Source organism: Caballeronia fortuita (assembly GCF_001544835.2).
Classification (GTDB): Bacteria; Pseudomonadota; Gammaproteobacteria; order Burkholderiales; family Burkholderiaceae; genus Caballeronia; species Caballeronia fortuita.
On record NZ_FCNX02000007.1, the window covers coordinates 209,603 to 235,349 of the forward strand.

At 64.2% G+C, this 25,747-nt stretch carries 25 protein-coding genes, 1 tRNA gene and 1 riboswitch; of the genes, 13 read left to right on the forward strand and 13 right to left on the reverse strand.

Annotated elements, in window-relative coordinates:
- Position 1: 1 nt before the first annotated feature.
- The 7 genes from AWB77_RS15480 to glyA all read right to left on the reverse strand — a co-directional run bounded on the left by AWB77_RS15480 (position 2) and on the right by glyA (position 4,568).
- The gene (locus AWB77_RS15480) at positions 2-454 is read right to left on the reverse strand and encodes a type IV pilin protein (protein ID WP_061135326.1); all 453 of its coding nucleotides are present in this window, start codon (positions 452-454) and stop codon (positions 2-4) included.
- A gap of 8 nt (positions 455-462) precedes the next feature.
- A complete protein-coding gene (locus tag AWB77_RS15485) occupies positions 463-948 on the reverse strand; it encodes a pilus assembly PilX family protein (protein ID WP_061135327.1) in 486 nt (161 codons plus the stop codon).
- The gene (locus AWB77_RS15490) at positions 945-1,733 is read right to left on the reverse strand and encodes a type IV pilus assembly protein (protein WP_061135328.1); all 789 of its coding nucleotides are present in this window, start codon (positions 1,731-1,733) and stop codon (positions 945-947) included. Before AWB77_RS15490 ends, AWB77_RS15485 begins: the two co-directional genes overlap by 4 nt.
- Entirely contained in the window at positions 1,730-2,113 is a 384-nt protein-coding gene (locus AWB77_RS15495; protein WP_061135329.1) for a type IV pilus modification PilV family protein, read from the reverse strand. Before AWB77_RS15495 ends, AWB77_RS15490 begins: the two co-directional genes overlap by 4 nt.
- Complete coding sequence (locus tag AWB77_RS15500; RefSeq protein ID WP_061135330.1) at positions 2,110-2,658, reverse strand: GspH/FimT family pseudopilin; 549 nt, start codon at positions 2,656-2,658, stop codon at positions 2,110-2,112. The genes AWB77_RS15495 and AWB77_RS15500 overlap by 4 nt, the downstream gene beginning before the upstream one ends.
- Before the next feature lie 161 nt (positions 2,659-2,819).
- Positions 2,820-3,302 (reverse strand): transcriptional regulator NrdR, encoded by a 483-nt coding sequence (gene nrdR, locus AWB77_RS15505; RefSeq protein WP_061135331.1) that lies wholly within the window; start codon positions 3,300-3,302, stop codon positions 2,820-2,822.
- An 18-nt stretch (positions 3,303-3,320) separates the two neighbouring features.
- The gene (gene glyA / locus AWB77_RS15510) at positions 3,321-4,568 is read right to left on the reverse strand and encodes a serine hydroxymethyltransferase (RefSeq protein ID WP_061135332.1); all 1,248 of its coding nucleotides are present in this window, start codon (positions 4,566-4,568) and stop codon (positions 3,321-3,323) included.
- Positions 4,569-4,734: 166 nt separating this feature from the next.
- A riboswitch (ZMP/ZTP riboswitch) is annotated at positions 4,735-4,833 on the reverse strand.
- A gap of 206 nt (positions 4,834-5,039) precedes the next feature.
- Here glyA and ydfG point away from each other — a divergent pair.
- The 10 genes from ydfG to AWB77_RS15560 all read left to right on the forward strand — a co-directional run bounded on the left by ydfG (position 5,040) and on the right by AWB77_RS15560 (position 12,983).
- A complete protein-coding gene (ydfG, locus tag AWB77_RS15515; protein WP_061135333.1) occupies positions 5,040-5,786 on the forward strand; it encodes a bifunctional NADP-dependent 3-hydroxy acid dehydrogenase/3-hydroxypropionate dehydrogenase YdfG in 747 nt (248 codons plus the stop codon).
- A 97-nt stretch (positions 5,787-5,883) separates the two neighbouring features.
- Positions 5,884-6,375 carry a tol-pal system-associated acyl-CoA thioesterase gene (ybgC, locus tag AWB77_RS15520; RefSeq protein WP_061135334.1) on the forward strand — a complete coding sequence of 164 codons (492 nt, stop codon included), beginning with the start codon at positions 5,884-5,886 and terminating at the stop codon, positions 6,373-6,375.
- A 164-nt stretch (positions 6,376-6,539) separates the two neighbouring features.
- On the forward strand, positions 6,540-7,217 hold the full coding sequence (gene tolQ / locus AWB77_RS15525) for a protein TolQ (RefSeq protein ID WP_008342801.1): 678 nt from the start codon (positions 6,540-6,542) through the stop codon (positions 7,215-7,217).
- A 15-nt stretch (positions 7,218-7,232) separates the two neighbouring features.
- The gene (gene tolR, locus AWB77_RS15530; protein WP_061135335.1) at positions 7,233-7,676 is read left to right on the forward strand and encodes a protein TolR; all 444 of its coding nucleotides are present in this window, start codon (positions 7,233-7,235) and stop codon (positions 7,674-7,676) included.
- Positions 7,673-8,776: a cell envelope integrity protein TolA gene (tolA, locus tag AWB77_RS15535; RefSeq protein WP_061135336.1), complete on the forward strand. Its 1,104-nt coding sequence runs from the start codon at positions 7,673-7,675 to the stop codon at positions 8,774-8,776. Before tolR ends, tolA begins: the two co-directional genes overlap by 4 nt.
- 130 nt (positions 8,777-8,906) lie before the next feature.
- Entirely contained in the window at positions 8,907-10,199 is a 1,293-nt protein-coding gene (gene tolB / locus AWB77_RS15540) for a Tol-Pal system beta propeller repeat protein TolB (protein ID WP_061135337.1), read from the forward strand.
- A 55-nt stretch (positions 10,200-10,254) separates the two neighbouring features.
- Complete coding sequence (pal, locus tag AWB77_RS15545; RefSeq protein ID WP_061135338.1) at positions 10,255-10,761, forward strand: peptidoglycan-associated lipoprotein Pal; 507 nt, start codon at positions 10,255-10,257, stop codon at positions 10,759-10,761.
- A 36-nt stretch (positions 10,762-10,797) separates the two neighbouring features.
- Positions 10,798-11,547 carry a tol-pal system protein YbgF gene (gene ybgF / locus AWB77_RS15550; protein WP_061135339.1) on the forward strand — a complete coding sequence of 250 codons (750 nt, stop codon included), beginning with the start codon at positions 10,798-10,800 and terminating at the stop codon, positions 11,545-11,547.
- 148 nt (positions 11,548-11,695) lie between these two features.
- Positions 11,696-11,771 (forward strand) — tRNA-Lys (locus AWB77_RS15555).
- A gap of 147 nt (positions 11,772-11,918) precedes the next feature.
- Positions 11,919-12,983 carry a helix-turn-helix transcriptional regulator gene (locus AWB77_RS15560; protein WP_061135340.1) on the forward strand — a complete coding sequence of 355 codons (1,065 nt, stop codon included), beginning with the start codon at positions 11,919-11,921 and terminating at the stop codon, positions 12,981-12,983.
- Between the two features lie 6 nt (positions 12,984-12,989).
- Here the strand turns inward: AWB77_RS15560 and AWB77_RS15565 are convergent, their stop codons facing one another.
- Together AWB77_RS15565 and AWB77_RS15570 are read right to left on the reverse strand one after the other, a co-directional pair.
- Positions 12,990-16,469 (reverse strand): YhaN family protein, encoded by a 3,480-nt coding sequence (locus AWB77_RS15565; protein WP_061135341.1) that lies wholly within the window; start codon positions 16,467-16,469, stop codon positions 12,990-12,992.
- A gap of 3 nt (positions 16,470-16,472) precedes the next feature.
- Positions 16,473-17,729, reverse strand: coding sequence for a metallophosphoesterase family protein (locus AWB77_RS15570; protein WP_061135342.1), 1,257 nt, complete (start codon positions 17,727-17,729; stop codon positions 16,473-16,475).
- Between the two features lie 150 nt (positions 17,730-17,879).
- Here AWB77_RS15570 and AWB77_RS15575 point away from each other — a divergent pair, with 150 nt between their 5' ends.
- Positions 17,880-18,134 (forward strand): hypothetical protein, encoded by a 255-nt coding sequence (locus AWB77_RS15575; protein WP_061135343.1) that lies wholly within the window; start codon positions 17,880-17,882, stop codon positions 18,132-18,134.
- Here the strand turns inward: AWB77_RS15575 and rsmA are convergent.
- From rsmA to AWB77_RS15595, 4 genes are all read right to left on the reverse strand, one after another.
- The gene (rsmA, locus tag AWB77_RS15580) at positions 18,116-18,931 is read right to left on the reverse strand and encodes a 16S rRNA (adenine(1518)-N(6)/adenine(1519)-N(6))-dimethyltransferase RsmA (RefSeq protein ID WP_061135344.1); all 816 of its coding nucleotides are present in this window, start codon (positions 18,929-18,931) and stop codon (positions 18,116-18,118) included. The genes AWB77_RS15575 and rsmA overlap by 19 nt on opposite strands.
- Positions 18,932-18,955: 24 nt before the next feature.
- Positions 18,956-19,939: a 4-hydroxythreonine-4-phosphate dehydrogenase PdxA gene (gene pdxA / locus AWB77_RS15585; protein ID WP_061135345.1), complete on the reverse strand. Its 984-nt coding sequence runs from the start codon at positions 19,937-19,939 to the stop codon at positions 18,956-18,958.
- 4 nt (positions 19,940-19,943) lie between these two features.
- On the reverse strand, positions 19,944-21,287 hold the full coding sequence (locus tag AWB77_RS15590) for a peptidylprolyl isomerase (protein ID WP_061135346.1): 1,344 nt from the start codon (positions 21,285-21,287) through the stop codon (positions 19,944-19,946).
- 107 nt (positions 21,288-21,394) lie between these two features.
- Positions 21,395-23,785 carry an LPS-assembly protein LptD gene (locus AWB77_RS15595; RefSeq protein ID WP_061135347.1) on the reverse strand — a complete coding sequence of 797 codons (2,391 nt, stop codon included), beginning with the start codon at positions 23,783-23,785 and terminating at the stop codon, positions 21,395-21,397.
- Positions 23,786-24,012: 227 nt separating this feature from the next.
- On the opposite strand from AWB77_RS15595, the gene AWB77_RS15600 reads away from it, so the two are divergent.
- A complete protein-coding gene (locus AWB77_RS15600; protein WP_061135348.1) occupies positions 24,013-25,038 on the forward strand; it encodes an aminoglycoside phosphotransferase family protein in 1,026 nt (341 codons plus the stop codon).
- Between the two features lie 6 nt (positions 25,039-25,044).
- The gene (murU, locus tag AWB77_RS15605; protein ID WP_061135349.1) at positions 25,045-25,746 is read left to right on the forward strand and encodes an N-acetylmuramate alpha-1-phosphate uridylyltransferase MurU; all 702 of its coding nucleotides are present in this window, start codon (positions 25,045-25,047) and stop codon (positions 25,744-25,746) included.
- The last annotated feature ends 1 nt before the right edge of the window (position 25,747 follow it).

Below are 25,747 nucleotides of genomic sequence, written 5' to 3' on the forward strand. Positions count from 1 at the left end.
GTCAACTTCGTCCCGCCCAGCACGACGCCGACTGTGCGGCATCGAGCGGCGTCGTCGCGGCGGGCGGACGATTCCAGCGCAGCCCGGTCGCGTCGATGACGAACACGCCGCACGCGTCGTCATGCATTGCGCCGTCGGTTACCGGCACGGCTTCGACGGCATAACCGCCGTTCGTCGGCGATTCCGGCAGCACGCTTACGTTGTATATCGCGGCTCCGTTTGCCGGCACGCGATCGAGACCGGCATCGAGCGTGGGCGATGCGTCAAGCTCCGCGCTCTGCGCGAGTCGCGCCGTTTCGACGAATTGAACCGCGCGCAGCAGCGCGGACGCGGCATCGAGCCGATGCGCCTTCATCACATGCGTCCGATACGCCGGAATCGCGAATGTCGCGATGATCGCGGCGACGCCCAGCGCGATCATCAGTTCGAGCAGACTGAAGCCCTTCTCTTTCATATCGATCCTCAGAACGGTCGGGCGACGACGCGCCGCCAGTGTTGCGTGCTCGCGCCATCGGCGATATCGATCCGAAGTTGCAGCCACGCTTCGGAATCCGCAGTCGCGCCGAAACCGCGCGCAGTGATCAGATACGACTTCTCCGCCCACGCTTCGATCAGACATTGCGGGACGCGCCGCGCATGGGGCCACGAAGCGAACGGCGCGATCGCGGCGGCGTTCGGTCCATCGTACGAAGCCTTCATGCGCCATCGCGTAGGCTCGTCCTTGGAAGACGCGTTCATCGACGGCTGCGCGAGTTGAAGCATTCGGCTGCATCGGATCAACGCGCTGTCCGCCGCATGAAACGCCTGCACGCGCTCGCGCGTCGCGACGGCCGTGCGCGCCGCCACGAGCGATGTCTGCAACCATGCGCCAGCGGTCACGAGCATCATCGAAGAGAGGATCAGGACGATCGGCAGCGTGGCTCCGCGCGTCAGCGAACGTCGCTTCATTGCGCGCCTCCGGATGCGTTTTCCGGCGAATTGCGGATCGCGACGCGCCGCCAGAACGCCTGACGGACGCGGCCGTCTTCGACGTAAGCGGGCAATCCGCTGCAATCCGTGTAGCGCGTTCGACGTTTGGCATGCGAGGCCGAGCCACGCACGAGGACGCAAATCTCGGCGGCGTAAGCATCGCGCCAGCGATCGCGCGCGATGGCCGAAGCGTCCATTGCCGACGATGCGCCCTTGAGCCAGTACGTCACGCGAATCCGCTCGATCCCTTCGACAATCGGCTGTGCCTGCTTGCCGCCGCCTTCGCAGTACAACTCGGGTTCGCCGGTCGAACTGCTGGCCTTGGCATAGAAGCGATTCGTGACGATGTCATCGGAAACAGCCTGGCCGATGCAGTCCGTCGGCACGCCTGCGTTCGTCGGCCATGTGGATACGGCGTCGCCGGCGTAGCGCGTCTGCAGGCCGTCCGAGCGACCCGCGAGCGATTCGCATGACGCCGCCGTGTCGGCGCCGGCGACGCGCCCTTGCGCGCAGCCGAATAGCGGCGCATCGACGGTTGCGTCTGCGCTCGACGTAAATCCGGCCATCTGGATCTGCTGCCCGAGCATATCGAGCGCGATCGCCGCGGCGTCGTGGATGCGCGCGGTTTCGGCAGCGCGATCGAACGCGTCGCGCTGTCCGCGATAGAGCAGAAGCGACGCTGTCACGATCAACATGCCGAGCGCCAGAGCGATCGTCATTTCCAGCAGCGTATGGCCGCGCGAGGAGCGCGAGCGTGGAGTCATCGCGCGAACGCCACCGCGATGCAGGAAGTAAGCGGCTTGGCCTGCGATTCGACACACGGATCGGACCGGTCTTGTGCGCGCCAGCTCACCGTCGCGACGCGCACGCCATCGGCGCGATCGGATATCGCGACATCGCCCGACGGCAACATCGACGCCGCCCTCGCCTGCCATTGCGACACGATCCCCGCACGGTCCGCGTCGCCGCGAACGCCTTCCACGACCGAATCGGCGATGAGCGCCGCGCGCTCGCGTATCAACGCCGCCCGTTCGCCGCGTGCGAGCGCGCTTTGCACCGCGACGATCCCGAGCGCCGTCACCGCCGTGAGTGTCAGCGCGATCATCACTTCGATCAGCGAATCCCCACGTTGCGCGCTCTTCATGCCGATGCTCCGCAGCCGCCTTGCGTCATGCGCGCGCGGCCGCCCGCCGCGAGCCGTATGCATCGGCGCGATTCGGAATGCGCGGCAGGATCGGCGCCGCGCGGGCCGAAATCGAAGCTGCGAAATCCGCCGATGACTTGTCCCGAAGGCGGCGTGAAGGAGAGCTCCGTCGAAGTTCCAGCGATCGATATCGACGTCATCGGCGGCTGCATGCGCAGTAGTGTGGAAACGCCGTCGCGGTCGACGAACAGGCCCCATCCGCACGACCAGTCCGTCACTCCGTTCTCGCAACTTCGCCCTGACGCGAGGCAATGGCGCGCGGCATCTATCCTGCACAGCGTGACGCGCGCGCCGCGCCTCACGGCTTCGGCGCGTGCAAGTGACAGCGTGGAAAAGAGCGCCCGCGCGCGGGCATCGACGCGATCGCGCGTTTGCCACGCGATGAACGACGGCGCGGCGAACGTCGCGAGAATCGCCATGACGGCGAGCACCACGCACAGTTCGACGAGCGTGAAACCTTGATTTGATGCACGGATCATTTGCATGCCTTATCGATCGGATCGAGCCGGAAAAAGCTCAATCTAGCGATAAGAACCGCGCGCCGCCATTAGCCGAATGGCCGAGTGTTCACGCTGTCCGATGCCCGGCACACTGAGCGAGCGAACAGCAAGGAATCAGGTCAGAGAGGGAAACGATGCGGAAAGAATCAGCGCTTGCGCGAAGTCGATTTCTTCGGCGCGGCACGGCGGAATTCATCGAGCACGTCTTCGAATTCGGAGACGTCTTCGAAACGCTTGTAGACGGACGCAAAACGCACGAAGGCGATGGTGTCGAGCTGCCGCAGCTCGTTCATGACGAGTTCGCCGAGACGCTCGCTCTGCACTTCGCGCTCGCCGCTGCCGAGCAACTGATACTCGATGCGGGACGCGGCGGCATCGATCGCGTCGGCGGCGACCGGGCGCTTTCTCAGCGCAAGCTGCATGCTCGCGACGATCTTGCGCCGGTCGAACTCGGTGCGGCTGCCATCCTTCTTGACGACGGTCGGCAGCGCGAGTTCTACACGCTCATATGTGGTGAAACGCTTGTCGCACGCGGGACAGCGCCGCCGCCGCCGAATGGCCGCGCCATCCTCCGACACGCGAGAATCCACGACCTGGGTATCTTCGTGTCGGCAGAATGGGCAGCGCATAGGCGGTGTGCTCGCGAATTAACGGTAGACCGGGAAACGCTTGGTCAGATCGGCCACTTGCGCGCGCACGCGTTCGATGGTCGCCTGGTCTTCCGGATTGTCGAGCACATCGGCGATCAGGTTGCCGACGATCTCTGCTTCCTTCGTGCCGAAGCCGCGCGTGGTCATTGCGGGCGAGCCGAGACGCACGCCGCTCGTGACGAACGGCTTTTCCGGATCGTTCGGAATCGCGTTCTTGTTGACCGTGATGTGCGCCGCGCCGAGTGCGGCTTCCGCTGCCTTGCCAGTGATCTTCTTCGCACGCAGATCGACGAGCATCACGTGACTTTCGGTGCGGCCCGACACGATGCGCAGACCGCGCTTCACGAGCGTTTCGGCGAGCACGCGCGCGTTGTCGATCACGCCTTGCTGATACGTCTTAAATTCCGGCGACAGCGCTTCCTTGAACGCGACGGCCTTCGCGGCGATCACGTGCATGAGCGGACCGCCTTGAATGCCCGGGAAGATCGCGGAATTGATCTGCTTCTCGAACTCGGCTTTCATCAGGATGACGCCGCCGCGCGGGCCGCGCAGGCTCTTGTGCGTGGTCGTCGTGACGAAATCGGCGTGCGGCACCGGATTCGGATACAGGCCCGCGGCGACGAGACCGGCGTAATGCGCCATATCGACCATGAAGTAAGCGCCGACGCTCTTTGCGATCTTCGACAGACGCTCGAAGTCGATCTTCAACGCAAACGCCGACGCGCCCGCGACGATCAGCTTCGGCTTGTGTTCCTTGGCGAGCGCTTCGGTCTTGTCGTAGTCGATGTCCTCGGCTTCGTTGAGACCGTAGCTCACGACGTTGAACCACTTGCCCGACATGTTGACCGGCGACCCGTGCGTCAGATGACCGCCTTCGGCGAGGCTCATGCCCATGATCGTGTCGCCCGGCTTGAGCACGGCGAAGAACACGCCCTGGTTGGCCTGCGAGCCGGAATTCGGCTGCACGTTCGCGGCTTCGGCGCCAAAAAGCTGCTTCACGCGATCGATGGCGAGCTGCTCCACGATGTCGACATACTCGCAGCCGCCGTAATAGCGCTTGCCCGGATAGCCTTCCGCGTATTTGTTGGTGAGTTGCGAGCCTTGCGCGGCCATCACGGCCGGGCTCGTGTAGTTTTCCGACGCGATCAGCTCGATGTGATCTTCCTGGCGGCGGTTTTCCTGCTCGATCGCCTTGAGCAATTCGGGATCGACATTGGCGAGGGTACTTTCGGCTCTGTCAAACATACGTTTTCCGTGAGATCAAAACAGGTTGACCGGATCGCGCGTACGCCGCGTTCGAAGCAGACGCGAAAGACGCTGGAAACCGATGGAGTCCAGACGCGACGGATAGAGGAAGAATCCGGTTTCGCGGAACGGACAGCCACCGGCAACGCAGCGACGGCGTGCGGATCTCAGCTGCCCAGGCGAACGGCAAAACGACGCTCCGCGCTTCCTGGTGGGTCGCTCCACCTTGAATCCGAAGATTCTATCGCCAGTCACGCGGGGTTTGAGCGTTGTAGTTTAATGGGCTGTCATGCTTTAGGCAACCGGCCGACAGCCCGGTCCGGCGCCCGCGCGGACGCTCATAAAGCACGATCGTTCGCACCCGCGCTCGCTTGCCGCGGCGCATCAATGGAAGTACCCTTTGCGCCGTTGCCGGACGCGCTTTCCCGTGCAATCCGGCTTTGCCCATTCCACCCCGTTCGGAGTCCGCTCATGATCGTTTTTGTCACCGGCTCGTCGGCCGGATTCGGTGCCGCCATCGCGCGCACATTCGTGAAAGGCGGCCATCGCGTGATCGCGGCGGCGCGTCGCAAGGAACGGCTCGCCGCGCTGGCGAACGAACTCGGCGACGCGCTTCTGCCCGTCGAACTCGACGTGCGCGACGAAAGCGCCGTCCGCAATGCCGTCGCCGCGCTGCCCGAGGCGTTCGCGCAGATCGACGTGCTCGTGAACAACGCAGGTCTCGCGCTCGGCCTCGAGCCCGCGCAACGCGCCAATCTCGATGACTGGCGAAACATGATCGACACCAACTGCACGGGCCTCGTGACGGTCACGCACGCGATCCTGCCGGGCATGATCGACCGCAATCGCGGACACGTGTTCAACCTGGGGTCGGTTGCGGGAACGTATCCGTACGCCGGCGGCAACGTGTACGGCGCGACGAAGGCGTTCGTGCGCCAGTTCAGCCTGAACCTGCGCGCCGACGTCGCCGGCACGGCTTTGCGCGTGACGGACATCGAGCCGGGACTCGTCGGCGGCACCGAATTTTCGAACGTGCGCTTCAAGGGCGACGACGCGAAAGCGGAAACCGTCTATAAGGACGTGCAGGCGCTCACGCCCGAGGACATCGCCGACGCGATCTACTGGATCGCCACGCGCCCGGCGCACGTGAACATCAACGCAATCGAGATGATGCCGATTGCCCAGACGTTCGCACCGTTGCAAATTAACCGCGGCTGATTCTGATAACTGCCTAAGGATTTGGCGGCGGCGCTGCGGGTTCCGGTAAAATGCCGCCGATGAATATTTGTCAAAATGCGAGCCGGAGCGTTCCTGAATGCTTTCGCGCGAGCGGAGCGGCGCAAAGGTGAGTGATTCGTTGATTTTCGAGTGGCCGATTCGGGTGTATTACGAAGACACCGACGCCGGCGGCATCGTCTTCTACGCGAACTACCTGAAATTCTTCGAGCGGGCGCGCACCGAATGGCTGCGCGCGTGCGGCATCGACCAGCAGCGTCTCGCGGATGCGAACGGCGTCGTGTTCGTCGTGAGACGCACTTGCGTCGAATACTCGTCGCCGGCGCGCCTCGACGACGTCATTCGCATCGTGAGCCGCATCGAGCGCCTCGGCCGTGCATCGGTGGATTTTCATCAGGAAGCGTGGCGCGACGGCGTGCTGCTCGCGAGCGGCGACATTCGCGTCGCATCGGTGGATCGCGCGTCGATTCGTCCGGCCGCCATCCCCGACGCCGTGCTCGACGGTTTGAGGCGCGGCCCGCACGCCGCACTCGCCACGGCATCAGGCGGCGCAAACCCGGACCGGACCTGAACGATGAACCCATCGCACCCCGAAGCGAACCAGCGCTTCGGGAACAAAGGAAGCATTAACGAGATGAGCCGGCCATCGCACGGCTTTCGTTTGATTCACATCCATTTCACGAAAGCATGACGCTTTGACCGGACGCCCCTTTCGGGACGAAACAGCCGACCTTTATGAACAATACACAAGACCTGTCGATCATTTCTCTCGTCGTTCACGCGAGCCTGCTCGCGCAGGCGGTGATGGCGCTGCTGCTGCTGCTTTCGCTCCTGTCGTGGACTTTTATCTTCCGCAAGTGGTTCGCCATTCGCCGCGCGCGCGCGCAGACCGAGCGTTTCGAGCGTGATTTCTGGTCGGGCGGCGACTTGCAGGCGCTGTATCAGAGCGCGGCGAACAATCGCCACACGATCGGCGCGCTCGAGCGTATCTTCGAATCGGGCATGCGTGAATTCCTGAAGGGCAAGGAGCGCCGCATCACCGATCCGGGCGCGATTCTCGACGGTTCCCGCCGCGCGATGCGCGCCGCCTTCCAGCGCGAGATGGACGTGCTCGAAGCGAACCTCGCATTTCTCGCGTCGGTCGGATCGGTGAGTCCGTACATCGGTCTCTTCGGCACGGTCTGGGGGATCATGAACTCGTTCCGCGGTCTCGCCAACGTGCAGCAGGCGACGCTTGCGAACGTCGCACCGGGCATTGCCGAGGCGCTCGTCGCGACCGCGATCGGCCTGTTCGCCGCGATTCCGGCCGTGGTCGCGTACAACCGTTACGCGCACGACATCGACCGTCTGGCGATCCGCTTCGAGACTTTCATCGAAGAGTTCTCGAACATCCTGCAGCGTCAGGCGCACTAACAGAAGGAGTCCGCGATGGCAGGCCCCATTCGTTCCAGCATGCGCGGCAGCTCGCGCCGCGCAATGGCCGACATTAACGTCGTGCCGTACATCGACGTGATGCTCGTGCTGCTCGTCATCTTCATGGTGACCGCACCGCTCGTTTCGCCGTCCATCATCAACCTGCCGACCGTCGGCAACGCGCAGCCGCAGGAGCAGCAGCCGCCGCTCGTCATCAACATCAAGGCAGACGGCAGCATGAACGTGCGCTACAAGGAAGAAGGCGGCGCGACGCAAGAGCAAAAGATGACGATGAACGATCTCAACAGCTTCGTGCTGAATCGTCAGGAATCGCATCCGGATCAGCCCGTCGTGATCGCCGCGGACAAGACCGTGAAGTACGAAGTCGTGATGAACGTGATGTCCGATATGAAGGCGCGCGGCGTGAAGCGCGTCGGATTGCTCGTCAAATCGCAATGACCCTTTCGCAAAGGCAGACACGCGCATCGTCCGCGCGACCGAACCGCCCGCCGCGCGAGCGCGGCACGGGCAAGGCGTTCGCGCTCGCGGCGTTGATGCACCTGCTGCTCGGCTGGTTCCTGTATCACGGCATCAACTGGCAGAACAACACGCCGGCGGGCGCGGAGGCGGAAATCTGGACTGAGATTCCGGATACGCCGGCACCGACGCCCCGCCCTGCCCCGCCGCCGCCTGCGCCGGTCAAGGTGCAGCCCGCGCCGCCGCCCGCGAAGGATGAAGACGCGGACATCGCGTTGCAGGAAAAAAAGCGTAAGCAGCAGGAAGCCGCCGCGCGCGAAGCGCAGCTTGCCGAGCAGCGCCGTCAGCAGGAAGAGGCGAAGCAGGAAGCGGAAGCGAAGCGTCAGCAGCAGCTCGCCGCCCAGGCCGCGCAGCAGAAGGCGATGCAGGACAGGCAAAAGCAGATCGAACAGCAGCGTCAGGCGGAACTTCAGAAGCAACAGCAGCAAAAAGCTCAGCAGGACAGGCAGCGTCAGCAGCAGCAAGCCGAAGCCCAGAAGCAGGAACAGCTCAAGGAGCAGAAGGAACAGAAGGACCAGCAGGAAGCCAAGGCGAAGGCCGACGCGCAGGCGAAGGCCAAGGCCGAGTCCGACGCGAAAGCGAAGGCCGCGGCGCAAGCGAAAGCCAAGGCCGACGCCGAAGCGAAAGCCAAGGTCGATGCCGAGCGCAAGGCGCGTCTCGCACAGTTGCAGGGCCAGTTGGGCGGCGGCACGGCAGGCAGCGGCGAAGGGCTAGCGAAGAGCGGCACTGGCAAGGGCGCGGGCGGCAATGCGACTTCGCCGGGTTATGCCGAGAAGGTGCAGCGTCGCGTGCGGCCGAACATCCATTGGGGCGGCGAAACCGCGGGCCTCGAAACTGTAGTGTCGGTTCGTTGTTCGCCCACGGGCACTTTGCTGTCCGCGAGCATCACCCGTTCGAGCGGCAATGAGCAATGGGATGCGGCGGCGCTGCGTGCAGTGCAGAACTCAGACCCGATGCCCACGGATATCGATGGAAAAGCACCCGAGCGCTTCACCATCACGCTGCGTCCGGCGGGAAGCTGAGACCGCATGAATCCGGGACGGGAAACGCCTTGAAAGCGCGCATTAAGCTGCGGGAACGAATTGTGCGGCCGCGGGTCTGTTCTGCAGTCCGCGGACACCTGAAAACGCTTTTATCTGGAACCTATACAGCATGAGTTTGATGACGAAGCTTGGCCTGAGAACGCTGGTCGCGTCCTGCCTGATCGCAGCCGGCACCGCCGCGCACGCCCAGTTGAACGTACTCGTGACCGGCGTCGGTTCGACCCAGTTTCCGATCGCGACGGCCAATTTCGCCAATGAAGCGAGTTCGCCGCAGCAGGTCAGCGCGATCATTCGCCAGGATTTGCAGAGAAGCGGCAAGTTCACGAACATCGACGCCGGCAGTGCGCCGGTCGCGGAATCGGATTCCGTCGACCTCGGCGCATGGAAGGCAAAAGGCGCGGACGCGTTCGTGTCGGGTAGCGTGAACAAGCTGCCGAACGGGCAGTACGAAGTGCGCTTCCGCCTGTACGACACCGTGAAGCAGCAGAACCTCGGCGGCCTGTCGCTCGTCAGCGCCGAAAGCGGCCTGCGCATGAGCGCGCACAAGATCGCGGACTATATCTACGCGAAGCTGCTCGGCGGACGCGGCGTCTTCGCAACGCGTCTGTCCTACGTCATCCAGACGGGCGGCCGTTATCAATTGCAGATTTCGGATTCGGACGGTCAGGACGCGAAAATCGCCCTCTCCAGCCCGGAGCCGATCATTTCGCCGGCATGGTCGCCGGACGGCACGAAGGTCGCATACGTGTCGTTCGAGAAGAAGAAGCCGGTGGTGTATATCCACGATCTGCCGACGGGACGTCGCGTGGTCGTGTCGAACCAGAAGGGCAATAACAGTGCTCCGGCGTGGTCGCCCGATGGCCGCAAGCTCGCGGTCGCGCTCTCGCGCACGGGCAACACGCAGATTTTCGAAGTCAACGCAGACGGTTCCGGCCTGCGCCGTCTGACACAAGGCAGTTCCATCGACACCGAGCCGTTCTTCTCCCCCGATGGCAACTGGATTTATTTCACGAGCGACCGCGGCGGCCAACCGCAGGTCTACAAGATGCCGGCGGCGGGTGAAAGCGCCGGCGCGGCCCAGCGGGTCACGTTCACGGGTGCGTACAACACGAGCCCGCGCGTGAGCCCGGACGGCAAGCAACTCGCGTACATTTCGCGCACTGGCGGCGGCTTCAAGCTGTATCTGCAGGACCTCGCGTCCGGCACGGCGACGGGGCTGACCGACACGACGCATGACGAATCGCCGAGTTTCGCGGCGAATGGTCAGTACATCCTCTACGCCACCCAAGTGAACGGACGTGGCGTGTTGGCAGCCGTTTCGACCGACGGTCGCACGCGGCAAGTCTTGTCAGTTCAGGGCGGTGTGGTGCGCGAGCCGTCCTGGGGTCCGTTCATGCAATAAGTCCAGCAATAACGTTTCACATACAACGTTCAGCTACAACACAAGGAGAGGTACCATGATGTCGAAACTTCGTATCGGCCTGGCAGTTGCGATGGTCGGCGCATTGGCGGCGTGTCACTCGGGCGTGAAGCTCGACGAAGGCCAGAACAAGGGTGCAGTCGGCACGCAGCCGAACCCGACGGACGTGAAGCAGGTCAACATCGACCCGCTGAACGATCCGAACAGCCCGCTCGCGAAGCGCAGCATCTTTTTCGACTTCGACAGCTACGCCGTGAAGGACGACTATCAGCCGCTGCTGCAACAACACTCGTCGTACCTGAAGAGCCATCCGGAGCGTCACGTCCTGATTCAAGGCAATACCGACGAGCGCGGCACGAGCGAATACAACCTGGCGCTCGGCCAGAAGCGCGCGGAAGCCGTGCGCCGTGCGATGTCGCTGATGGGCGTCGCCGATTCGCAGATGGAAGCCGTGAGCCTCGGCAAGGAAAAGCCGATGACGACGGGTCACGACGAATCGTCGTGGGCACAGAACCGCCGCGCGGATCTCGTGTACCAGCAGTAATTCGCTTAACGTAACCAGTTACGGGTGAGTCGCCCTATGTTGTATCGCTTTCCCTTGCTGCGCGTGGCCGCAGCCGCGTGCGTGATTGGCTCGACGATGCTGAGTGCGCCCGCGCACGCCGGCGTCTTCGACGACAACGAAGCGCGTAAAGCCGTGCTCGATCTGCGCACGAAGACCGATAGTCTGTCCAGCCAGTTGCAGGCCGCGCAGCGCACGATCCTCGATCAGCAGAACCGTATCGACCAGCTCAATCAGCAGGTCGCGACGGTTCGCGGGCAGAACGAGGATCTGGCCAATCAGGTCGCGACGCTGCAAAAGCAGCAGAAGGACTATTACGCCGATCTCGATTCGCGCTTGAAGAAATTCGAGCCGCAGCAAGAGACGGTCGACGGCGTGACCGGTTCGGTGCAGCCCGGCGAGACGGAAGCGTTCAACGCAGCGTCGACTCAATTCCGTAACGGTGACTACAAGAACGCCGCGGCGTCGTTCAAGGCGTTCGTGGCGAAGTATCCGCAAAGCCCGTATCAGCCGACGGCGCGATACTGGCTCGGCAATGCGCTCTATGCGCAGCGCGACTACAAGGGATCGACGGCGATCTGGCAGGATCTGGTGAAGAGCTATCCGACGCATCCGCGAGCGCCCGAGGCGCTGCTCGCGATCGCGAACAACCAGATCGAACAAGGCCAGAAGGCGGCTGCAAAGCAGACGCTTCAGCAGATCATCTCGCAGTACTCCGGTACGGAAGTCGCGCAGACCGCGCAGAGCAAGATGTCGCAGGTGAAGTAAGCGAAGCCTCGGTGCTTCGGGTTTCGCGCCTCTCAGGAGAATGCCCGCGCAATGATGCCGCGGGCATTTTTCTCTCGAAGACTTCAGCGTTCTTCAGCGAGACAAGTTGACAGAATAGCGAATCGAAGTTTATAATTTCGCCTCTTTTGGGTCGTTAGCTCAGCTGGTAGAGCAGCGGACTTTTAATCCGTTGGTCACAGGTTCGAATCCCGTACGGCCTACCAAGTATCAAGTAAGAAGCCCGGTCATCGCGACCGGGCTTTTTGCTTTGCGCGCTCGATTCGCTCGGGCGCGTGCGCCATCGGGACACAAGATGTCTCATCGATTCTTATAATCGGAGTCGTTGCCGACACATCCGCCCCTGCCCCGCCATGACCTCCAGTCTCGACGAAGCCATCCTCCGCGTCCTGCCCACCGAGCGCGACGCGACCGCCTGGCTATCGACGCCTGAGATCCGCAGGCGTCTCGAAGAGCGCGGTCATCGCGTCGGCTATACGAAGAAGGTGCAGCGTCATCTGACCGCGCTCGAAGCCGACGCGCGCGTCGTATCGATGCTCAACGGACGCGAGTTGCTCTGGCAGCGCAAGCCCTGGCTGCACGGCTTGCAGGAAGGCGTGAGCGGCCTGATGAGCGCATCCGAAGCAGTCGCGTTCCACATCCTTCAGCGCTTCGCGGGCAACAAGCTGCCGAACGCCGTGACGCGCGACATCGATCCGCTCTTCAAGGCCGCCGAATCGCGGTTGTCGCAGGAAAAGGCGGATAGCCGCATTTATCGCGCGTGGGCGGACAAGATCGATTCCGTCGATGGCGCTTTCACGCTGATTCGTCCGAAGCTGCGTCCCGAAATCTTCCAGACGGTCGCCACGGCCACGTTCTTCGAGCGCGAATTGCTCGTGCAATATCGTGCGGCGTATAAGGGCGAACAGAGCGACGAGCCGCGCACGAGGACGCTCTGGCCGCTTGCGCTGGTCGAATCGGCGGGCGTGATGTACATGGTCGCGCAGGATCCGAATCGCGCGCCGCGTCCGGAGAAAGGCGAGACGGAATGGATGCGCACGCTCTACCGGCTCGATCGCATTCGCTCGGTGTCGGAGTCGGGCGAGTCGTTCACGTATCCGGAGGACTTCAAGCTGCGAAAGTACATCGAGACGCAGCAGGTCTTCGACTTTCTGCCCGAGCCGCCGGTGCTGCTCGAACTCGCGTTCGAAGGCAACGCGGGCAATCAGTTGCGCGAATCGCCGATGTCGAAGGATCAGCAGATCGACACGCTGCCCGACGGCCGCATGAAAGTCACGGGCACCGTCACACCGAGTCTCAAGTTGCGCTGGTGGCTGCGCGCGCTCGGCGCGGGCGTCGAGATTCTCGCGCCGCAAGCGTTGCGTGACGAGTTCGCCGAAGATTTCGCGAGGCTCGCGAAGCGTTATCGGACGAGTTGACGCGCATCAGCCCATGTAGCGCACGTTGACGCGCGGCCCGAACACCTCGCGCACGATATCCACGAGATGATCGTGGTGACTCAGAAAGATCACCTGCGTGCGTTTCGCGATCTGCGCAAGCACGCGCAGACCGGCGCGCGCGCGGCCATCGTCGAAGTTGATGAAGAGATCGTCGGCGACGAACGGCAGCGCCGACGCCTTTTCGCCATGTTCTTCCAGCGCCGCGAGGCGCAGCGCGAGATAAAGCTGATCGCGCGTGCCTTCGCTCATGCCGGCGATATCGACGTGCTCGCCGCTCGCGCGAATCGCGGACAGCGCCATCGGCTGACGATCGTAATCGACGACGAGCCGTGAGAACGTGCCGAGCGTGAGCGTCGAAAAGATCGTGCTCGCGCGCGAAAGCATCGGGCCCTGGCGGCGCTCGCGATAGCGGTCGATCGCCCACTTCAGCAGCGTCGACGCGGTCTCGACTTTCACGAAACGTTCGGCTGCATCGGCCATTGCGGCGAGCGCTTCCTGACGCTTCGCCTCGGCGCGCGCGGCGTTCGCTTCGCCCGAAATCGCTTCGAGTTCGCGGCGCGCGGCATCGAGCGCCGTCGCCGTTTCGCTCGCGATTTTCACCGACTCGGACAACGCCGCGCCAATGCGCGACAACTCCGCCGGCACGTTCGGCATGTCCGTGCCCTCCACTTCCGCGACGAGATCGTCGAGCGTCAGCCCGTCGCCGCCCTTGATGAGCGCGGCGCGCGCGTCGTCCACGGCGTCGCTCAGTTCGCGCTTCTTCTGCGATTGCGCGATGAGCGCCTGAAGCGCGTCCGGCGTATCGACGCGCGCGAGATCGTAGAGCGGGCGCAGCGTCGCCTTCGCGTCTTCCACGTCGGCTCTGGCACGACCGACGTGCTCGCTCGCTGACGCATGTTCCTTCTTCAGCCGCTCCAGTTCGGCGTGCGCCCCGCACGCGCGATCGAGGCGTGCCGACAACTCGGTCGCGATCGCGTTGGCGTCGAGCGCCGCGAGCGATGCGTCGAGTTCGCGCGCGATTTGCGATGCATCGGCGCCGAGCGCGTCGAGCGTCGCGCGCATTGAATCGATCTGGCCGGTGCGGATGGCGTCGATCTGCGTCAGTTGATCGCCGATTTTCTTCACGATGTCGATGGCCGCTTCGGCCGCCGCCTGCGAATCCGCCGCGCTCGACAAACCCGCTTTCGCGAGCGCCGCAGACCATTCGCGCTGCCAGCGCCCGAACGCCTCGTGCGCCGCCTTCGCCGCGCCCTGCCGCGCGACGCGCCCGGCCTGCGCTTCGTCCAATTGCGCCGATACGTTGCGACGCGTCACCGCTGCTTCGTCGATGGCCGCGATCTTCGCCTCGGCCAGATCGCAGAGCGCGTCGAGATCGGCGTTTGAGTTCGCGTGATTCGGAAGATCGAGATGCCGCGCGAGTTCGTCGCGGCGCGCGGCTGCATCGGCGGATTCGCGCGCGTGTTCGTCCGCGCGCGCGTCGAGCGTTTGCGCCGCGGCGAGCGTCCTGTCGCGCGATGCGATCCACGCGGGCGCATCGTCGAGCGACATGTCCGCGATCTGCGATTGCACGGCGAGCGCGCGCCATGCGTCATCGAACGTCGTCAGCGCCGATTCGGCCTCGCGCACGTTGTCAGCGCGCCGCGCGAGCGTCGATTCTTCATTCGCGATGCGCCGCTTCAACGCCGCAAGGCGCGTTGCGTGACCCACGGAACCGAGTTGCCGATCCGCGAGGCCGTCGGCCGCGTGCAGCGCCGTTTCGAAACCTGACGCGCCTTCATCGAGTGCGATCTCGCCGGACTTGATCGCGTGCCACGCCGCATCGCGCGACGCGCGCGCGTCCTGTACGCGATCGCCCGTCACGACATCGTGCGTATCGACGAGATCGTCGAATTCGGCGCGCGTCGCGTGCAGCGTGTCGCGGGCTTCTTTCGCGCGGTCGACGGCGAGCATCACGCGCGACGCCAGTTCCTGCCGCTCCGCGCGCATCGCGGCGATGCGTTCCGCCGCTGGCAATGTCATCGACTTCAGTTCGGCGAGCGGCCGCGACCATCGGCCGAGCGACGCCATGCCCGCGTCGAGCGACTGCTGGGCATCGCGTTTCGCGTCGTCGAGACGCTGCCTCGCCGCTGCTGTATCGCGATACTTCTGCGCGGCGCGCAACGCGGTGCGCAGACCCGGCGACACCTCGCCGCTCGCGATCGCCGCGAGCTTCGCGTTCAGCGTGTCGACGTGCGTCGCGGCGGCATCGGCGGCCTGTTGCGCATTGCGCGCGGCGAGTTCGAGTTCGCCGCGCTCGAACATCAGGCTCGTGACGGTCTGGAGCGCGAGCGTGCCGGGCATCGCGCGGCGCGTTTGCTCTTCGTTCTGCGGCCAGCCGAGTTGCGCGGCGTCCTGCGCGATCTGGCTCAGGCGCAGCGCCACTTCCTGTTCGAGCCGCGCGATGTCGCTCGCGTGACTCGACGCGCGCTGCCGCGTGGCTTCGAGTGCGCGAATACGCGATTGCGCGGCGAGCAGCGCGTCGTCGATGCGGATCGCGGACAGTTCCGACTGCAACTGTTCCGCAGATTTCGCATGCACGTCGAGCGCGCTCTGCGCCGCCGCGAGACGCTTCAGCGCGTCGTGCAGCGTGGCTTCGGCGTTCGCGGGCAGATCGACGACATCGCCCAGTTCGCGCAATTGCGCCGCCTTCTCGCGCCACACGTTCAGATACGGTGCGACGCGCCGCACGCGTTCGAGCTTGCCGCGTTGCGCTTCGAGCGCCGCGCGCCGCGCATCCTGCTCGCGGCTTTTTTCCTCGGCCTCATCGACGGCGGCATGCGCGCGCGTCCACTTCGCCGTCCGCACGCTGGCGGCTTTCAGTTCGTCGGTGGCTTCGTCGTATTGCTTGCGATTGATGTTGTACGTGCAGCCCTGCTTGCGCTTCGCCCACAAGCTCTCGGCTTCCTCCGCGAGACGCTGGCGCACGTCGCCGAGACTCGCGATGCCCGCCGCCGACTGGAACAGCACCTGTCCGACATCGCTCGATGCATCGAGAATCGCCTCTCCGCCGCGCCGGAGCGCCTCGTGATTCAGGCAGTACATCTGCTCGAAGAAGCTCTTGTCGGCGGCGCCGAGGAACGCGGCCAGCGCGTCCGGCGGCAGCGCATCGCCGTTCGGCGCACATAGCGACGCCTTGCGGCTCTTCGTGCGATGAAACGCGAACGTTTCGCCGCCCGCTTCACCGCCCGCTTGACGGCCCGCTTCGATCATCGCGCCGAGCCGCAGCTCGCTTTGCGGATGCACGAACGCGAGCGGCGAGCTGTGCGGCATGCCGAAGAGCAACTCGGAGATCGCGTTCTTGATGGTGGACTTGCCGGCCTCGTTGGGACCAACGACGAAATGGAAGTCGTGTTCCGCCGCCGGAAAATCGACATCGTGATCCGTGAACTTGCCGTAGCGGATGAGTTCGAGCCTGCCGATGCGCATGATTTACTCCGCGTCCGACAATTGCGCGATCAGCCCCGATCGCACTTGGGCGACGAGCGCCGCGAGTTCGCCGTTGCGCACATGCTCGAGTTCCGGCACGGACTTGTGCAACTCGCCCGGCGCCTGCGCCGCGAGCGCGATGAGCTTCTCCTTCAACATACTTAGAAACTCCGGATCGGATTCGGCTTCGATCAGCAGACCGTGAAGATCGGCGAGCGCATCGGTGCGGCCGGTTGAGGGTTCGCTGTGGGCAAGCGGCTCGGTCGCGATCTTCACTTTCTCGAGCCACAGGCGGTCGTGACTGATCGCGGCGATCTGCGCGAGCACTTCCGCGCGCAGCTGCGTTTCGAGGCCGAAGAGCGCGCCGTGCGCCTGCGTCGCGCCGGTGATCGTCACGCGCACGGCGTGCGGCACCGGCGACGCCGCAGCTTCGATGAGCGCTTCGAGCGCGCGTCCGATCGCGAGCGCGACTTCATCGAGCGTGCTCGCCTGCGATGCGTCCACCGTGACGGCTTCCCAGCGCAGCACGTCGATGAAAAGCCGCTCGACGGACACCTCTTCCGCATCCGACACCGTCACGATCACCGCGCCGCGCCGTCCCGTTTCGCGAATATTGCGTCCTTGCAGATTGCCCGGAAACACGATGGTCGACGCGTCCCGCCAGATCGCGTAGTCGTGCACGTGACCGAGCGCCCAGTAGTGATATTCCTTTGCGTGCAGTTCGGCGACGGAGCACGGCGCGTAACTCGCGTGCATCGAGCCGCCTTCGAGCGCGGTATGCAGCACGCCGATATTGAAATACCCCGCGACCGCCGGCGGGTAAGCCGCGACGAGATTTGTCGTGACTGCCTTTTCCTTGAAGCTGTGGCCGTGAAGGGCGACCTTCAGATCGTCGATAAGAAACGTCTGCGCCTTGCGCGTCGAGAACGTGTGGACGTTGTCGGGCAACTGAAGCTGACTCGTCATTTCGCTTTCGGCGTCGTGATTGCCGAAGAGCACGTAGACCGGAATGCCCGCGCGACGCAGCCGCCCCATTTCCCGGCAAAAGAAGATGCCCGTGTTGTGATCGCGCCAGGTGCCGTCGTAGAGATCGCCGGCGATCACCATGAAGTCGATTTGTTCATCGATCGCGACCGACACGAGCTTCGAGAAAGCCTCGCGCGTGGCGTTGCGCAGCATCTCTGCGGGCGCGTCCGCGTAGGCGGAAAGGCCGTGCAGCGGGCTGTCGAGATGAATGTCCGCCGCGTGAATGAAGCGCATGGCGCTCGCTCCTTTTGATGGGACCGAAGATCATAGCAGCCGGTCCGGACACATTGCGTCCCGATGGAACTTGCGGGTTCGGGACGCGGAATGTCCCGCGTCGCGCCCAGAATCACTCGTCCGGATTCAACGCGACACGAGGACAAGACGATGAACGCAACACTCGAACGAGACGCCACGATCAGAAGCCCGTACACGCCCGGCAGCGCCGATGCCGCCATCGGGCATCTGGAGCGCGTGCTGTCGGCGGAAGGCGCGAATTCGCTGTTCGGACAGACTTACTGGCGTACTCGCGTGCAGCAGGTGAGCGCCACGCGCGGCCTGCTTCGCGAGCAGCGCGCGCGGCTCGAACGGCTGATGAGGCTGCTTTCCGACGCCGATGGCGTTCAGGCTTTCGAGCGCTGAACGGCCTGCGCCAGCGCGATGAACTCCGCGACCGGCACTTCTTCGGCGCGGCGCGTGAGATCGAAGCCTAGCGCGTCGAAATCGATCGTGTCGCGGTAGGCGCCGAGATTGTTGCGCAAGACCTTGCGGCGCTGCGCGAACGCGGCTTTCACGACATCGCTCAACGCGTTCTCGTCGACGTCCGGCAACTCGTGCGGCGCGAACGGAATCATCCGCACGATCGCGGAATTCACCTTCGGCGGCGGATTGAACGATTCAGGCGGCACGTCGATCAGCTTGTCCATCACGTAGCGGTATTGCAGCATCACCGAGAGACGCCCGTAATCCTTGCTCGCGGGCTCGGCGATCATGCGCTCGACCACTTCGTCCTGCAGCATGAAATGCTGGTCGATGACCTTGTGCGCGAACGTCGTCAGGTGAAACAGCAGCGGGCTCGAGATGTTGTACGGCAGATTGCCGACGATGCGCAGCGTCGGCTTCTCGCTCCCCAGCGCGAGCGACGCGAAATCGAAATCGAGCGCGTCCGCCGAATGCACGACGAGCCTGTCGCCGAAACGCTTTTCCAGACGGCCGATCAGATCGCGGTCCAGTTCCACCGCGTGCAGCGGCGACTCGGGCGTGGCGAGACGCTCGATCAACGGCTCGGTGAGCGCCGCGAGACCCGGGCCGATTTCGACCATGCGCTCGCCGCGCTTCGGCGCGATCACATCGACAATGGAATCGATCACGCCCTGATCGACGAGAAAGTTTTGCCCGAAACGCTTGCGCGCGAAATGGCCTTGGTGTTTGGTCGACATACTGATTCGAATGAATGCGCGCGCTCAGGCGCCGCGCTTGTGACGCGCCATCGTGACGGCGGCGTCGATGGCGGCGATCATGCTGCCCGGATCGGCGCGGCCCGTGCCGGCGAGATCGAGCGCGGTGCCGTGATCCACCGACGTGCGGATGATCGGCAAGCCGAGCGTCACGTTGATGCCTTCGCCGAACGTCGCGTATTTGAGCACCGGCAAGCCCTGGTCGTGGAACATGGCGAGCACGCAGTCGGCGTCTTTCAGATAGCGCGGCTGGAACAAGGTATCGGCGGGATACGGGCCGGGCGCGTCGATGCCGAGCGCGCGGGCGCGTTCGAGCGCGGGCGTGATGACATCGATCTCTTCGCGGCCCAGATAACCGTTCTCGCCCGCATGCGGATTGAGCCCGGTGACGAGAATGCGCGGCGCGGCCAAGCCGAAATGCGCGCGCAGATCGTGATCGATGATGGTGAGCGTTTCGACGAGACCGTCAACGCTCAACGCCGCCGGCACGTCTTTCAGCGGCAGATGCGTCGTCGCGAGTGCGACGCGCAACGGACGCTCGCTCGAACCGGCCAGCATCATCACGACGCGCGGCGTGTTCGTGCGCTCGGCGAGATATTCGGTGTGACCGGTGAAAGGCACGCCGGCATCGTTGATTGTGCTCTTTTGCAGCGGCGCGGTGACGATGGCGTCGAACCGGCCGGACACCGCGCCGTCGATGGCGGCATCGAGCAGACCGAGCACATAGCGCCCGTTCGCGGCGTTCAGCGTGCCCGCTTCGGCGGGCGCGGCAAGCGCGTGATGTTCGATGCGCACCGGGTCCGTCGCGGCGGGCCATGCGCCTCCCGCGCGTGATGCAAGCAATGCGCGATCGCCGAGCACCGTGAAATGCGCCGATGGCCACCGCTCGCGCGCCTGCATGAGCGCCGCCGCCGTCAGTTCCGGACCGACACCGGCCGGCTCGCCAGTCGTGATGGCGATGGCGAGCGGTCGGACGTCGGCGGCACTCATGCTGTTACTGCTGCTGGGCAGCGATGCCCTTGTACTGCACGTAGGCTGTATCGCGCAGTTCGCGCAGCCAGTCGGAATACGCCTGCTCGGCCTTGCGCTGACCGATCGCCTGACGCGCGATATCGAGCTGCTGCGATGCCGATCCTTCCGCGTCGCGGCGGCCGAGCACCTGGATCAGGTGATAGCCGTACTCGCTTCGCACCGGATCGCTGACGGCGCCGTCCTGCAGATTGTTCATCGCGCGCTCGAATTCCGGCACGGTCTCGCCTGGGCTGATCCAGCCGAGATCGCCGCCCTGCGACGCCGAACCGTCCTGCGAATACGTGCGCGCGAAGTTGGCGAAATCGCCGCCGTTCGCGACTTGCTGCTTGATGTCTAGCAGCCGCTGGCGCGCAGCCTGTTCCGACATGCCGTCCGATACGCGCAGCAGGATGTGGCGCACGTGCGTCTGAACGAGCTTGGGCGCGTCGGCTGCGGTGCCCTGGCTCGCGCGGCGATCCACCAGCTTGATGATTTCGAAGCCGCCGTCCGTGCGCAGCAACGTCGGCACGACCTGGCCCGGACGCAACGTCGATACCGCGCTCACGATGCCCGCCGGCAAGGAACCGGCCGTGCGAAAGCCGAGATCGCCGCCCTTTCCGGCGTCCGTGTCCTGCGAATTCTGCTTCGCGAGCTTGGTGAAGTCATCGCCTGCCTGAGCCTGCTTGAGCACGGCGTCGGCCTGCGCCTGAACTTTGGCCACTTCGCTTTGCGGCGCATCGGACGGCAGCTTGAACATGATGTGCTGCAGACGCAGATCGCTCGTATTGCGTGCGCCCGGACCGCGCTGGCTGGCGATGTAGTTCGCCACTTCGCCGTCGGACACGGTGATCTTGCTGTCGACTTCCTTCTCACGCAGCTTCGAGAGTGTCAGCTCCGTGCGCGCGTCGCGCGTGAAGGTGGCCCAGGGCACGCCTTGCGCCTCGATGCGCGAGCGGTACACCTCGAGCGTCATCTGGTTTTGCTGCGCGAGACGCGCGAGCGTGCGGTTGACCGTGGCGTCGTCGATGACGATGCCGTCTTCCTTCGCCTTTTGAAGCTGGATACGCTCGAGGACCATCTGATCGAGCACTTGTTGACGCATCTGGTCCGCGGGCGGCACCGGCGCGTTTTGCTGCTGCAGACGCTTGGCGATGAGCGCCGTGCGGTCTTCCAGTTCGCGCTGCGTGATGACGCCGTCGTTCACCACCGCGACGACGGAATCCGCGACCTGCGCATTGCGATTCGACAACGCCTGCGCACCGGCCGGCGAACTCAGGATCAGCGCGCCGACGAGCACGCCCGCCGCAATTGCCGTCGATCGAAACATATTCACGTTTGCCACAGATACTCCATCAAATACGGACTTCTTCCGTTCTTGTGCTGCTCGTGTGTGCCGCGCCGCGCGGCCATCGGCGCGTGCGTTTCGCTGCTGCTTCACTCGTAGTCGCTATACCGGGAAAGCGGCGGCGCCGCGGGCGGCGGCGGCTGATAACCCTGAACGCTCGCGCGGAATGCGCTCACGAGTCCGTTGTCGACGTTCGACAAGCCCTTGAACGTCAATTGCGCGAGCACGCGCGTGCCCGACGAAGGCTGGCCCTGCGTGTTCACGCCGTTGGCGTAGCGTTGCATGCCGAAGCCGAACGCCCAGCAGTCGGCATCGTACTGGAAGCCCACAAGCCCGTCGACGAGACGATGGCTCGCGAGATCATAATTCACGCGGCCGACGGCATAGAGACGGTTCGTGAGCGGCCACTCGCCGGATAACAGGATCTGGTTGATCGGCTCGTTCACCAGCGTCGTCTGATTCGAACGCGTGTAGCGATAGCCGACGTTGATGACCCTGCGTTCCCCGGGACTGAACGCAAACCCGATGCTCGAGCGCACGAGCTGGTTGTTGTCCACATTATATTGGAACGCGGTTTCCGAAGCGAAGCCAGCGCCCAGCTTGATGGCCGCGCCCGCGATCAGGTCCGAATGCTTCGCTTGATCCGGAAGTTGACCCGGCGTGATCGTGACGCGCTGACTCTGGAAATAATACTGTTGCGCGATGACGAAACGCGCACGCTCGTCGCCCGTCGCCGGGTTGATGAAGCGCGTCGTGAGGCCGGCGGTGATGCGGTTCGCATCGGCGATACGGTCGTTGCCGACGAACGTGTTCGGCGTGTAGATCTCGGCGAGGCCGAAGTCGGCTTCGGCGGTATCGAAGATCGGCGCAAAATCCTGATTGTGATACGGCGTGTAGACGTAGTAGAGCCGCGGCTCCAGCGTCTGGATGTAGTCCTGGCCGAAAAGGCGCACCGAACGGTCGAACACGAGGCCCGTGTCGAAACTGACCGTCGGGATCGATTCGGTGAAATTCTTGGGTTGCCCCGTTACCGGCGGCGACGAACCCGCAACCTGAGTGGTCGCGATGTGGCTCAGGTCATACGACGCGAAGTGCCATTGCACCTTCGGCGTGACGAAGTAGCCGGGCGCATTGATGCCGTAGCTCAGGTACGGATTGAAATAGAGCCGGTTGCCGTCGGTCGCGCCATCCGTGGTGATGGTGAAGCGCGTCGCGTCGAGTTCCGCGCCGTAGTCGAAGCCGCCGACGTTGTACTTGTTGTACTGCACGTTCACCTGCGGCTCGCGGGCGTACGGCGGAACGGACGGCTGCAGCGTCTGCCAGCGCTGTTCGCGGGCGAGCACGGACCACGGGCCGTTGTTGTAGGTCAGCCCCGCTTCCTGCTGATACAGCAACTGCGTGCCGTTCAGGAACTGATTCGACGCGTTGCCGAGGTCTTCCGGATACTGGCTGTCCGAAACCTTGTTGTAATTGACGTAGCCGCCGAAACCATTGCCGAAATTCTGGCGATGCTGCCAGAAGATCGCATACCGATTCGAATGCGTGACGCGGTCGTCCGGCAGATAGTTGACGTCGAGCGAGCCGGAATACGTGGGCGACAGATAGCGATACGTCGCTTCGCCCAGCACGCCGCGCTTCGTCATGATGCGCGGCGTGACCGTCAGATCGCGATTAGGCGCGATATTGAAATAGTACGGGATCGTCGCTTCGAAGCCGGTCGTCGAACTGAGCGTGAAGGTCGGCGGCAACAGGCCGCTGCGACGATCGCTCGTCAGCGGAAACGACAGCCACGGGCTCGCGAACACCGGCACGCCCTGGAAGAACAGCACGCCGTTGTGCGCGATGCCCTCTTCGGCGCCGGTGTCGAAATCGAACGACGAGCCCTTGATGTACCACGCCGGATCGGCTTCGCATTGGCAAGCGGTGTACGTGCCCTGATCGATGCGCGCGCGCTCGTCGTCGATCATGTCGGCGCGCGCGGCGCTGCCCGAGCCGCCCGTCACGTTGAAGTGGTACTTCGGGTTCGTCATGAACCCTTCGTTGGCCTCGACCTTCAGATGCGCTTCCGGACCGACGAACGACACGCCGTTGTTGATCAGCCTGACATTGCCGAAAGCATCGGCCATGTCGGTGTCCTGGTCGTAATGCAGTGCGTCGCCCTTGATGACCGTCACCGTGCGCCGGATTTCCGCCGAGCCCTTCGCCGCCATGTCTTCGTCGGTCGTGCCGGTCGCCTTGTCGCTCAGGAGAAAGGTCGAGGGCTGCTGGCCGCTTTGCAGCGGTCGCTCTTCGAGTTGCGGCGCGAGGCGCAGGCTGCCGGGGCCGTCGAGCGGTTGCGGATAGGCAGCGTCGCCCACGAGTTGAGCGTGCGCCAGAGCGGGCATCAAGCCCGGAACGGATAGAAGCGCGACGACGAGCCGCCGCCTGCGTGGCTGAGCGTCGCCTTGGATTTTCGATACGGGAAACTGTCGTGGCGGCATGTATGGGTGGCGGTTCGATCCCGTTCGCGTCCCACGCGCCCGATGCCGCCGGGCAGGCGGCCGCGTCCCGCGCCCATCGCGAACTCGACGGTCCGTTGCTGAGCAGGGACGGCACTCGATCGAACGGTGACGCTCACAGTCGTCCAGGGCCTGGCGCCAGGCGTGAAACGGATCGCTTAAAAAAGTCGTGGGGTATTATATGGCAAGATGTTTCGCCCCTCGAATTTATGACGCACATTCCCTCCGACGCTCGCCTGAATCAACTCAGCGCGTGGCTCGAAACCTTTGCCGGCCACTATCGGCTGAATGTCGCGAGCCTCGCGCCCGCCTCCGCCGATGCCAGCTTTCGGCGCTATTTCAGGCTCGAGAGCGATTGCGCGTTCGGCAAGACGCTCATCGCCGTCGATGCGCCGCCGCCCGAGAAATGCCGCGAGTTCGTGCAGGTCGCAGGGCTCCTCGAAGCGGCGAACGTGCACGTGCCGAAAGTTTTGGAAACGGATTTCGACGCCGGCTTCATGCTTCTGACCGATCTCGGCACCACGACGTACATGTCCGTTCTCGACGAGAAAAATGCGCGTCCGATGATGCGCGCCGCGATCGACGCCCTCATCCGCTTCCAGCAAACGGCGCGCGAAGGCGTGCTGCCACCCTTCGACGAAGCGTTTCTTCGTCGCGAAATGGAACTGCTGCCCGAGTGGTTCATCGGGCGTCATCTCGGCCGCGAAGTCACCGCCGACGAACGCAAGACGCTCGACGACACCTTTACGCTCCTCGTGCAGAGCGCGCTCGCGCAGCCGCAAACCTTCATGCTGCGCGACTTCATGCCTCGCAATCTGATGGTGTGTGAGCCGAACCCCGGCGTGCTCGATTTTCAGGACGCGGTGTACGGCCCGATCACGTACGACATGGCATCACTGATGCGCGACGCGTTCATCAGCTGGGACGAGGAGTTCCAGCTCGACTGCATCGCCTACTACTGGGAGCGCGCGAAGAAGGCCGGCCTTCCCGTCGACGAGGATTTCGGCGAGTTCTATCGCCAGCTCGAATTGATGGGCCTGCAGCGGCACATCAAGGTGCTCGGCTTGTTCGCACGCATCCACTATCGCGATGGCAAGCCGCGATATCTCGCTGATCTGCCGCGCTTCATCGGCTATGCGCGCAAGGTCGCTGAGCGCTACGCACCTCTGTGGCCGTTCGCGCGCCTGCTCGACTCGCTGGAAGGCCGCGCGATCGAAGTCGGCTATACCTTCTAATTCACGATGAAGCACGCTTTGAAGACGGCGATGATCTTCGCCGCCGGTCGCGGCGAACGCATGCGCCCGCTCACCGATACGTGTCCGAAACCGCTGCTCGACGCCGGCGGCAAGCCGCTCATCGTGTGGCAGATCGAGCGTCTGGCAGCAGCGGGAATCGGAACGATCGTCATCAATCACGCGTGGCTCGGCGAGCAGATCGAAGCGGCGCTGGGCGACGGCTCGCGATGGAACGTCGCGTTGCAATATTCGCGCGAGACTGAAGCGCTCGAGACCGCGGGCGGCATCGCGCAGGCGCGGCATCTGATCGGCGACGGCGTGTTCATCGCGGTCAGCGGCGATGTGTTCTGCAACTTCGATTATTCGACCTTGCAGAAGCGCGCCTCGAAGCTCGCGTCGATGGACGCGCCCGGCATGCATCTCGTGATGGTGCCGAACCCGCCGTTTCATCCGAAAGGCGACTTCGCACTCGAAAATGGCACGCTCGCGCTAGACGGCGAGCCGCGCTACACCTTCGGCAACATCGGACTCTACGACACGCGCATGTTTCGCGATCTCGCGCCCGGCACGCGCCGCGCGCTGACGCCCTACTACCGCGAAACCATCGCGGCCGGGCGCGCGAGCGGCGAACTCTACACAGGCCGATGGGAAAACGTCGGCACGCCTGCACAGCTCCAGGCGCTCGACGAAGAACTACGGGCCCGCTGAG

What these genes read in the sequence shown, in the direction of transcription:
- AWB77_RS15480 (WP_061135326.1), bottom strand. Translation starts at nt 454, where the DNA reads ATGAAAGAGAAGGGCTTCAGTCTGCTCGAACTGATGATCGCGCTGGGC.
- AWB77_RS15485 (WP_061135327.1), bottom strand. Translation starts at nt 948, where the DNA reads ATGAAGCGACGTTCGCTGACGCGCGGAGCCACGCTGCCGATCGTCCTG.
- AWB77_RS15490 (WP_061135328.1), bottom strand. Translation starts at nt 1,733, where the DNA reads ATGACTCCACGCTCGCGCTCCTCGCGCGGCCATACGCTGCTGGAAATG.
- AWB77_RS15495 (WP_061135329.1), bottom strand. Translation starts at nt 2,113, where the DNA reads ATGAAGAGCGCGCAACGTGGGGATTCGCTGATCGAAGTGATGATCGCG.
- AWB77_RS15500 (WP_061135330.1), bottom strand. Translation starts at nt 2,658, where the DNA reads ATGCAAATGATCCGTGCATCAAATCAAGGTTTCACGCTCGTCGAACTG.
- nrdR (WP_061135331.1), bottom strand. Translation starts at nt 3,302, where the DNA reads ATGCGCTGCCCATTCTGCCGACACGAAGATACCCAGGTCGTGGATTCT.
- glyA (WP_061135332.1), bottom strand. Translation starts at nt 4,568, where the DNA reads ATGTTTGACAGAGCCGAAAGTACCCTCGCCAATGTCGATCCCGAATTG.
- ydfG (WP_061135333.1), top strand. Translation starts at nt 5,040, where the DNA reads ATGATCGTTTTTGTCACCGGCTCGTCGGCCGGATTCGGTGCCGCCATC.
- ybgC (WP_061135334.1), top strand. Translation starts at nt 5,884, where the DNA reads ATGCTTTCGCGCGAGCGGAGCGGCGCAAAGGTGAGTGATTCGTTGATT.
- tolQ (WP_008342801.1), top strand. Translation starts at nt 6,540, where the DNA reads ATGAACAATACACAAGACCTGTCGATCATTTCTCTCGTCGTTCACGCG.
- tolR (WP_061135335.1), top strand. Translation starts at nt 7,233, where the DNA reads ATGGCAGGCCCCATTCGTTCCAGCATGCGCGGCAGCTCGCGCCGCGCA.
- tolA (WP_061135336.1), top strand. Translation starts at nt 7,673, where the DNA reads ATGACCCTTTCGCAAAGGCAGACACGCGCATCGTCCGCGCGACCGAAC.
- tolB (WP_061135337.1), top strand. Translation starts at nt 8,907, where the DNA reads ATGAGTTTGATGACGAAGCTTGGCCTGAGAACGCTGGTCGCGTCCTGC.
- pal (WP_061135338.1), top strand. Translation starts at nt 10,255, where the DNA reads ATGATGTCGAAACTTCGTATCGGCCTGGCAGTTGCGATGGTCGGCGCA.
- ybgF (WP_061135339.1), top strand. Translation starts at nt 10,798, where the DNA reads ATGTTGTATCGCTTTCCCTTGCTGCGCGTGGCCGCAGCCGCGTGCGTG.
- AWB77_RS15560 (WP_061135340.1), top strand. Translation starts at nt 11,919, where the DNA reads ATGACCTCCAGTCTCGACGAAGCCATCCTCCGCGTCCTGCCCACCGAG.
- AWB77_RS15565 (WP_061135341.1), bottom strand. Translation starts at nt 16,469, where the DNA reads ATGCGCATCGGCAGGCTCGAACTCATCCGCTACGGCAAGTTCACGGAT.
- AWB77_RS15570 (WP_061135342.1), bottom strand. Translation starts at nt 17,729, where the DNA reads ATGCGCTTCATTCACGCGGCGGACATTCATCTCGACAGCCCGCTGCAC.
- AWB77_RS15575 (WP_061135343.1), top strand. Translation starts at nt 17,880, where the DNA reads ATGAACGCAACACTCGAACGAGACGCCACGATCAGAAGCCCGTACACG.
- rsmA (WP_061135344.1), bottom strand. Translation starts at nt 18,931, where the DNA reads ATGTCGACCAAACACCAAGGCCATTTCGCGCGCAAGCGTTTCGGGCAA.
- pdxA (WP_061135345.1), bottom strand. Translation starts at nt 19,939, where the DNA reads ATGAGTGCCGCCGACGTCCGACCGCTCGCCATCGCCATCACGACTGGC.
- AWB77_RS15590 (WP_061135346.1), bottom strand. Translation starts at nt 21,287, where the DNA reads ATGTTTCGATCGACGGCAATTGCGGCGGGCGTGCTCGTCGGCGCGCTG.
- AWB77_RS15595 (WP_061135347.1), bottom strand. Translation starts at nt 23,785, where the DNA reads ATGCCGCCACGACAGTTTCCCGTATCGAAAATCCAAGGCGACGCTCAG.
- AWB77_RS15600 (WP_061135348.1), top strand. Translation starts at nt 24,013, where the DNA reads ATGACGCACATTCCCTCCGACGCTCGCCTGAATCAACTCAGCGCGTGG.
- murU (WP_061135349.1), top strand. Translation starts at nt 25,045, where the DNA reads ATGAAGCACGCTTTGAAGACGGCGATGATCTTCGCCGCCGGTCGCGGC.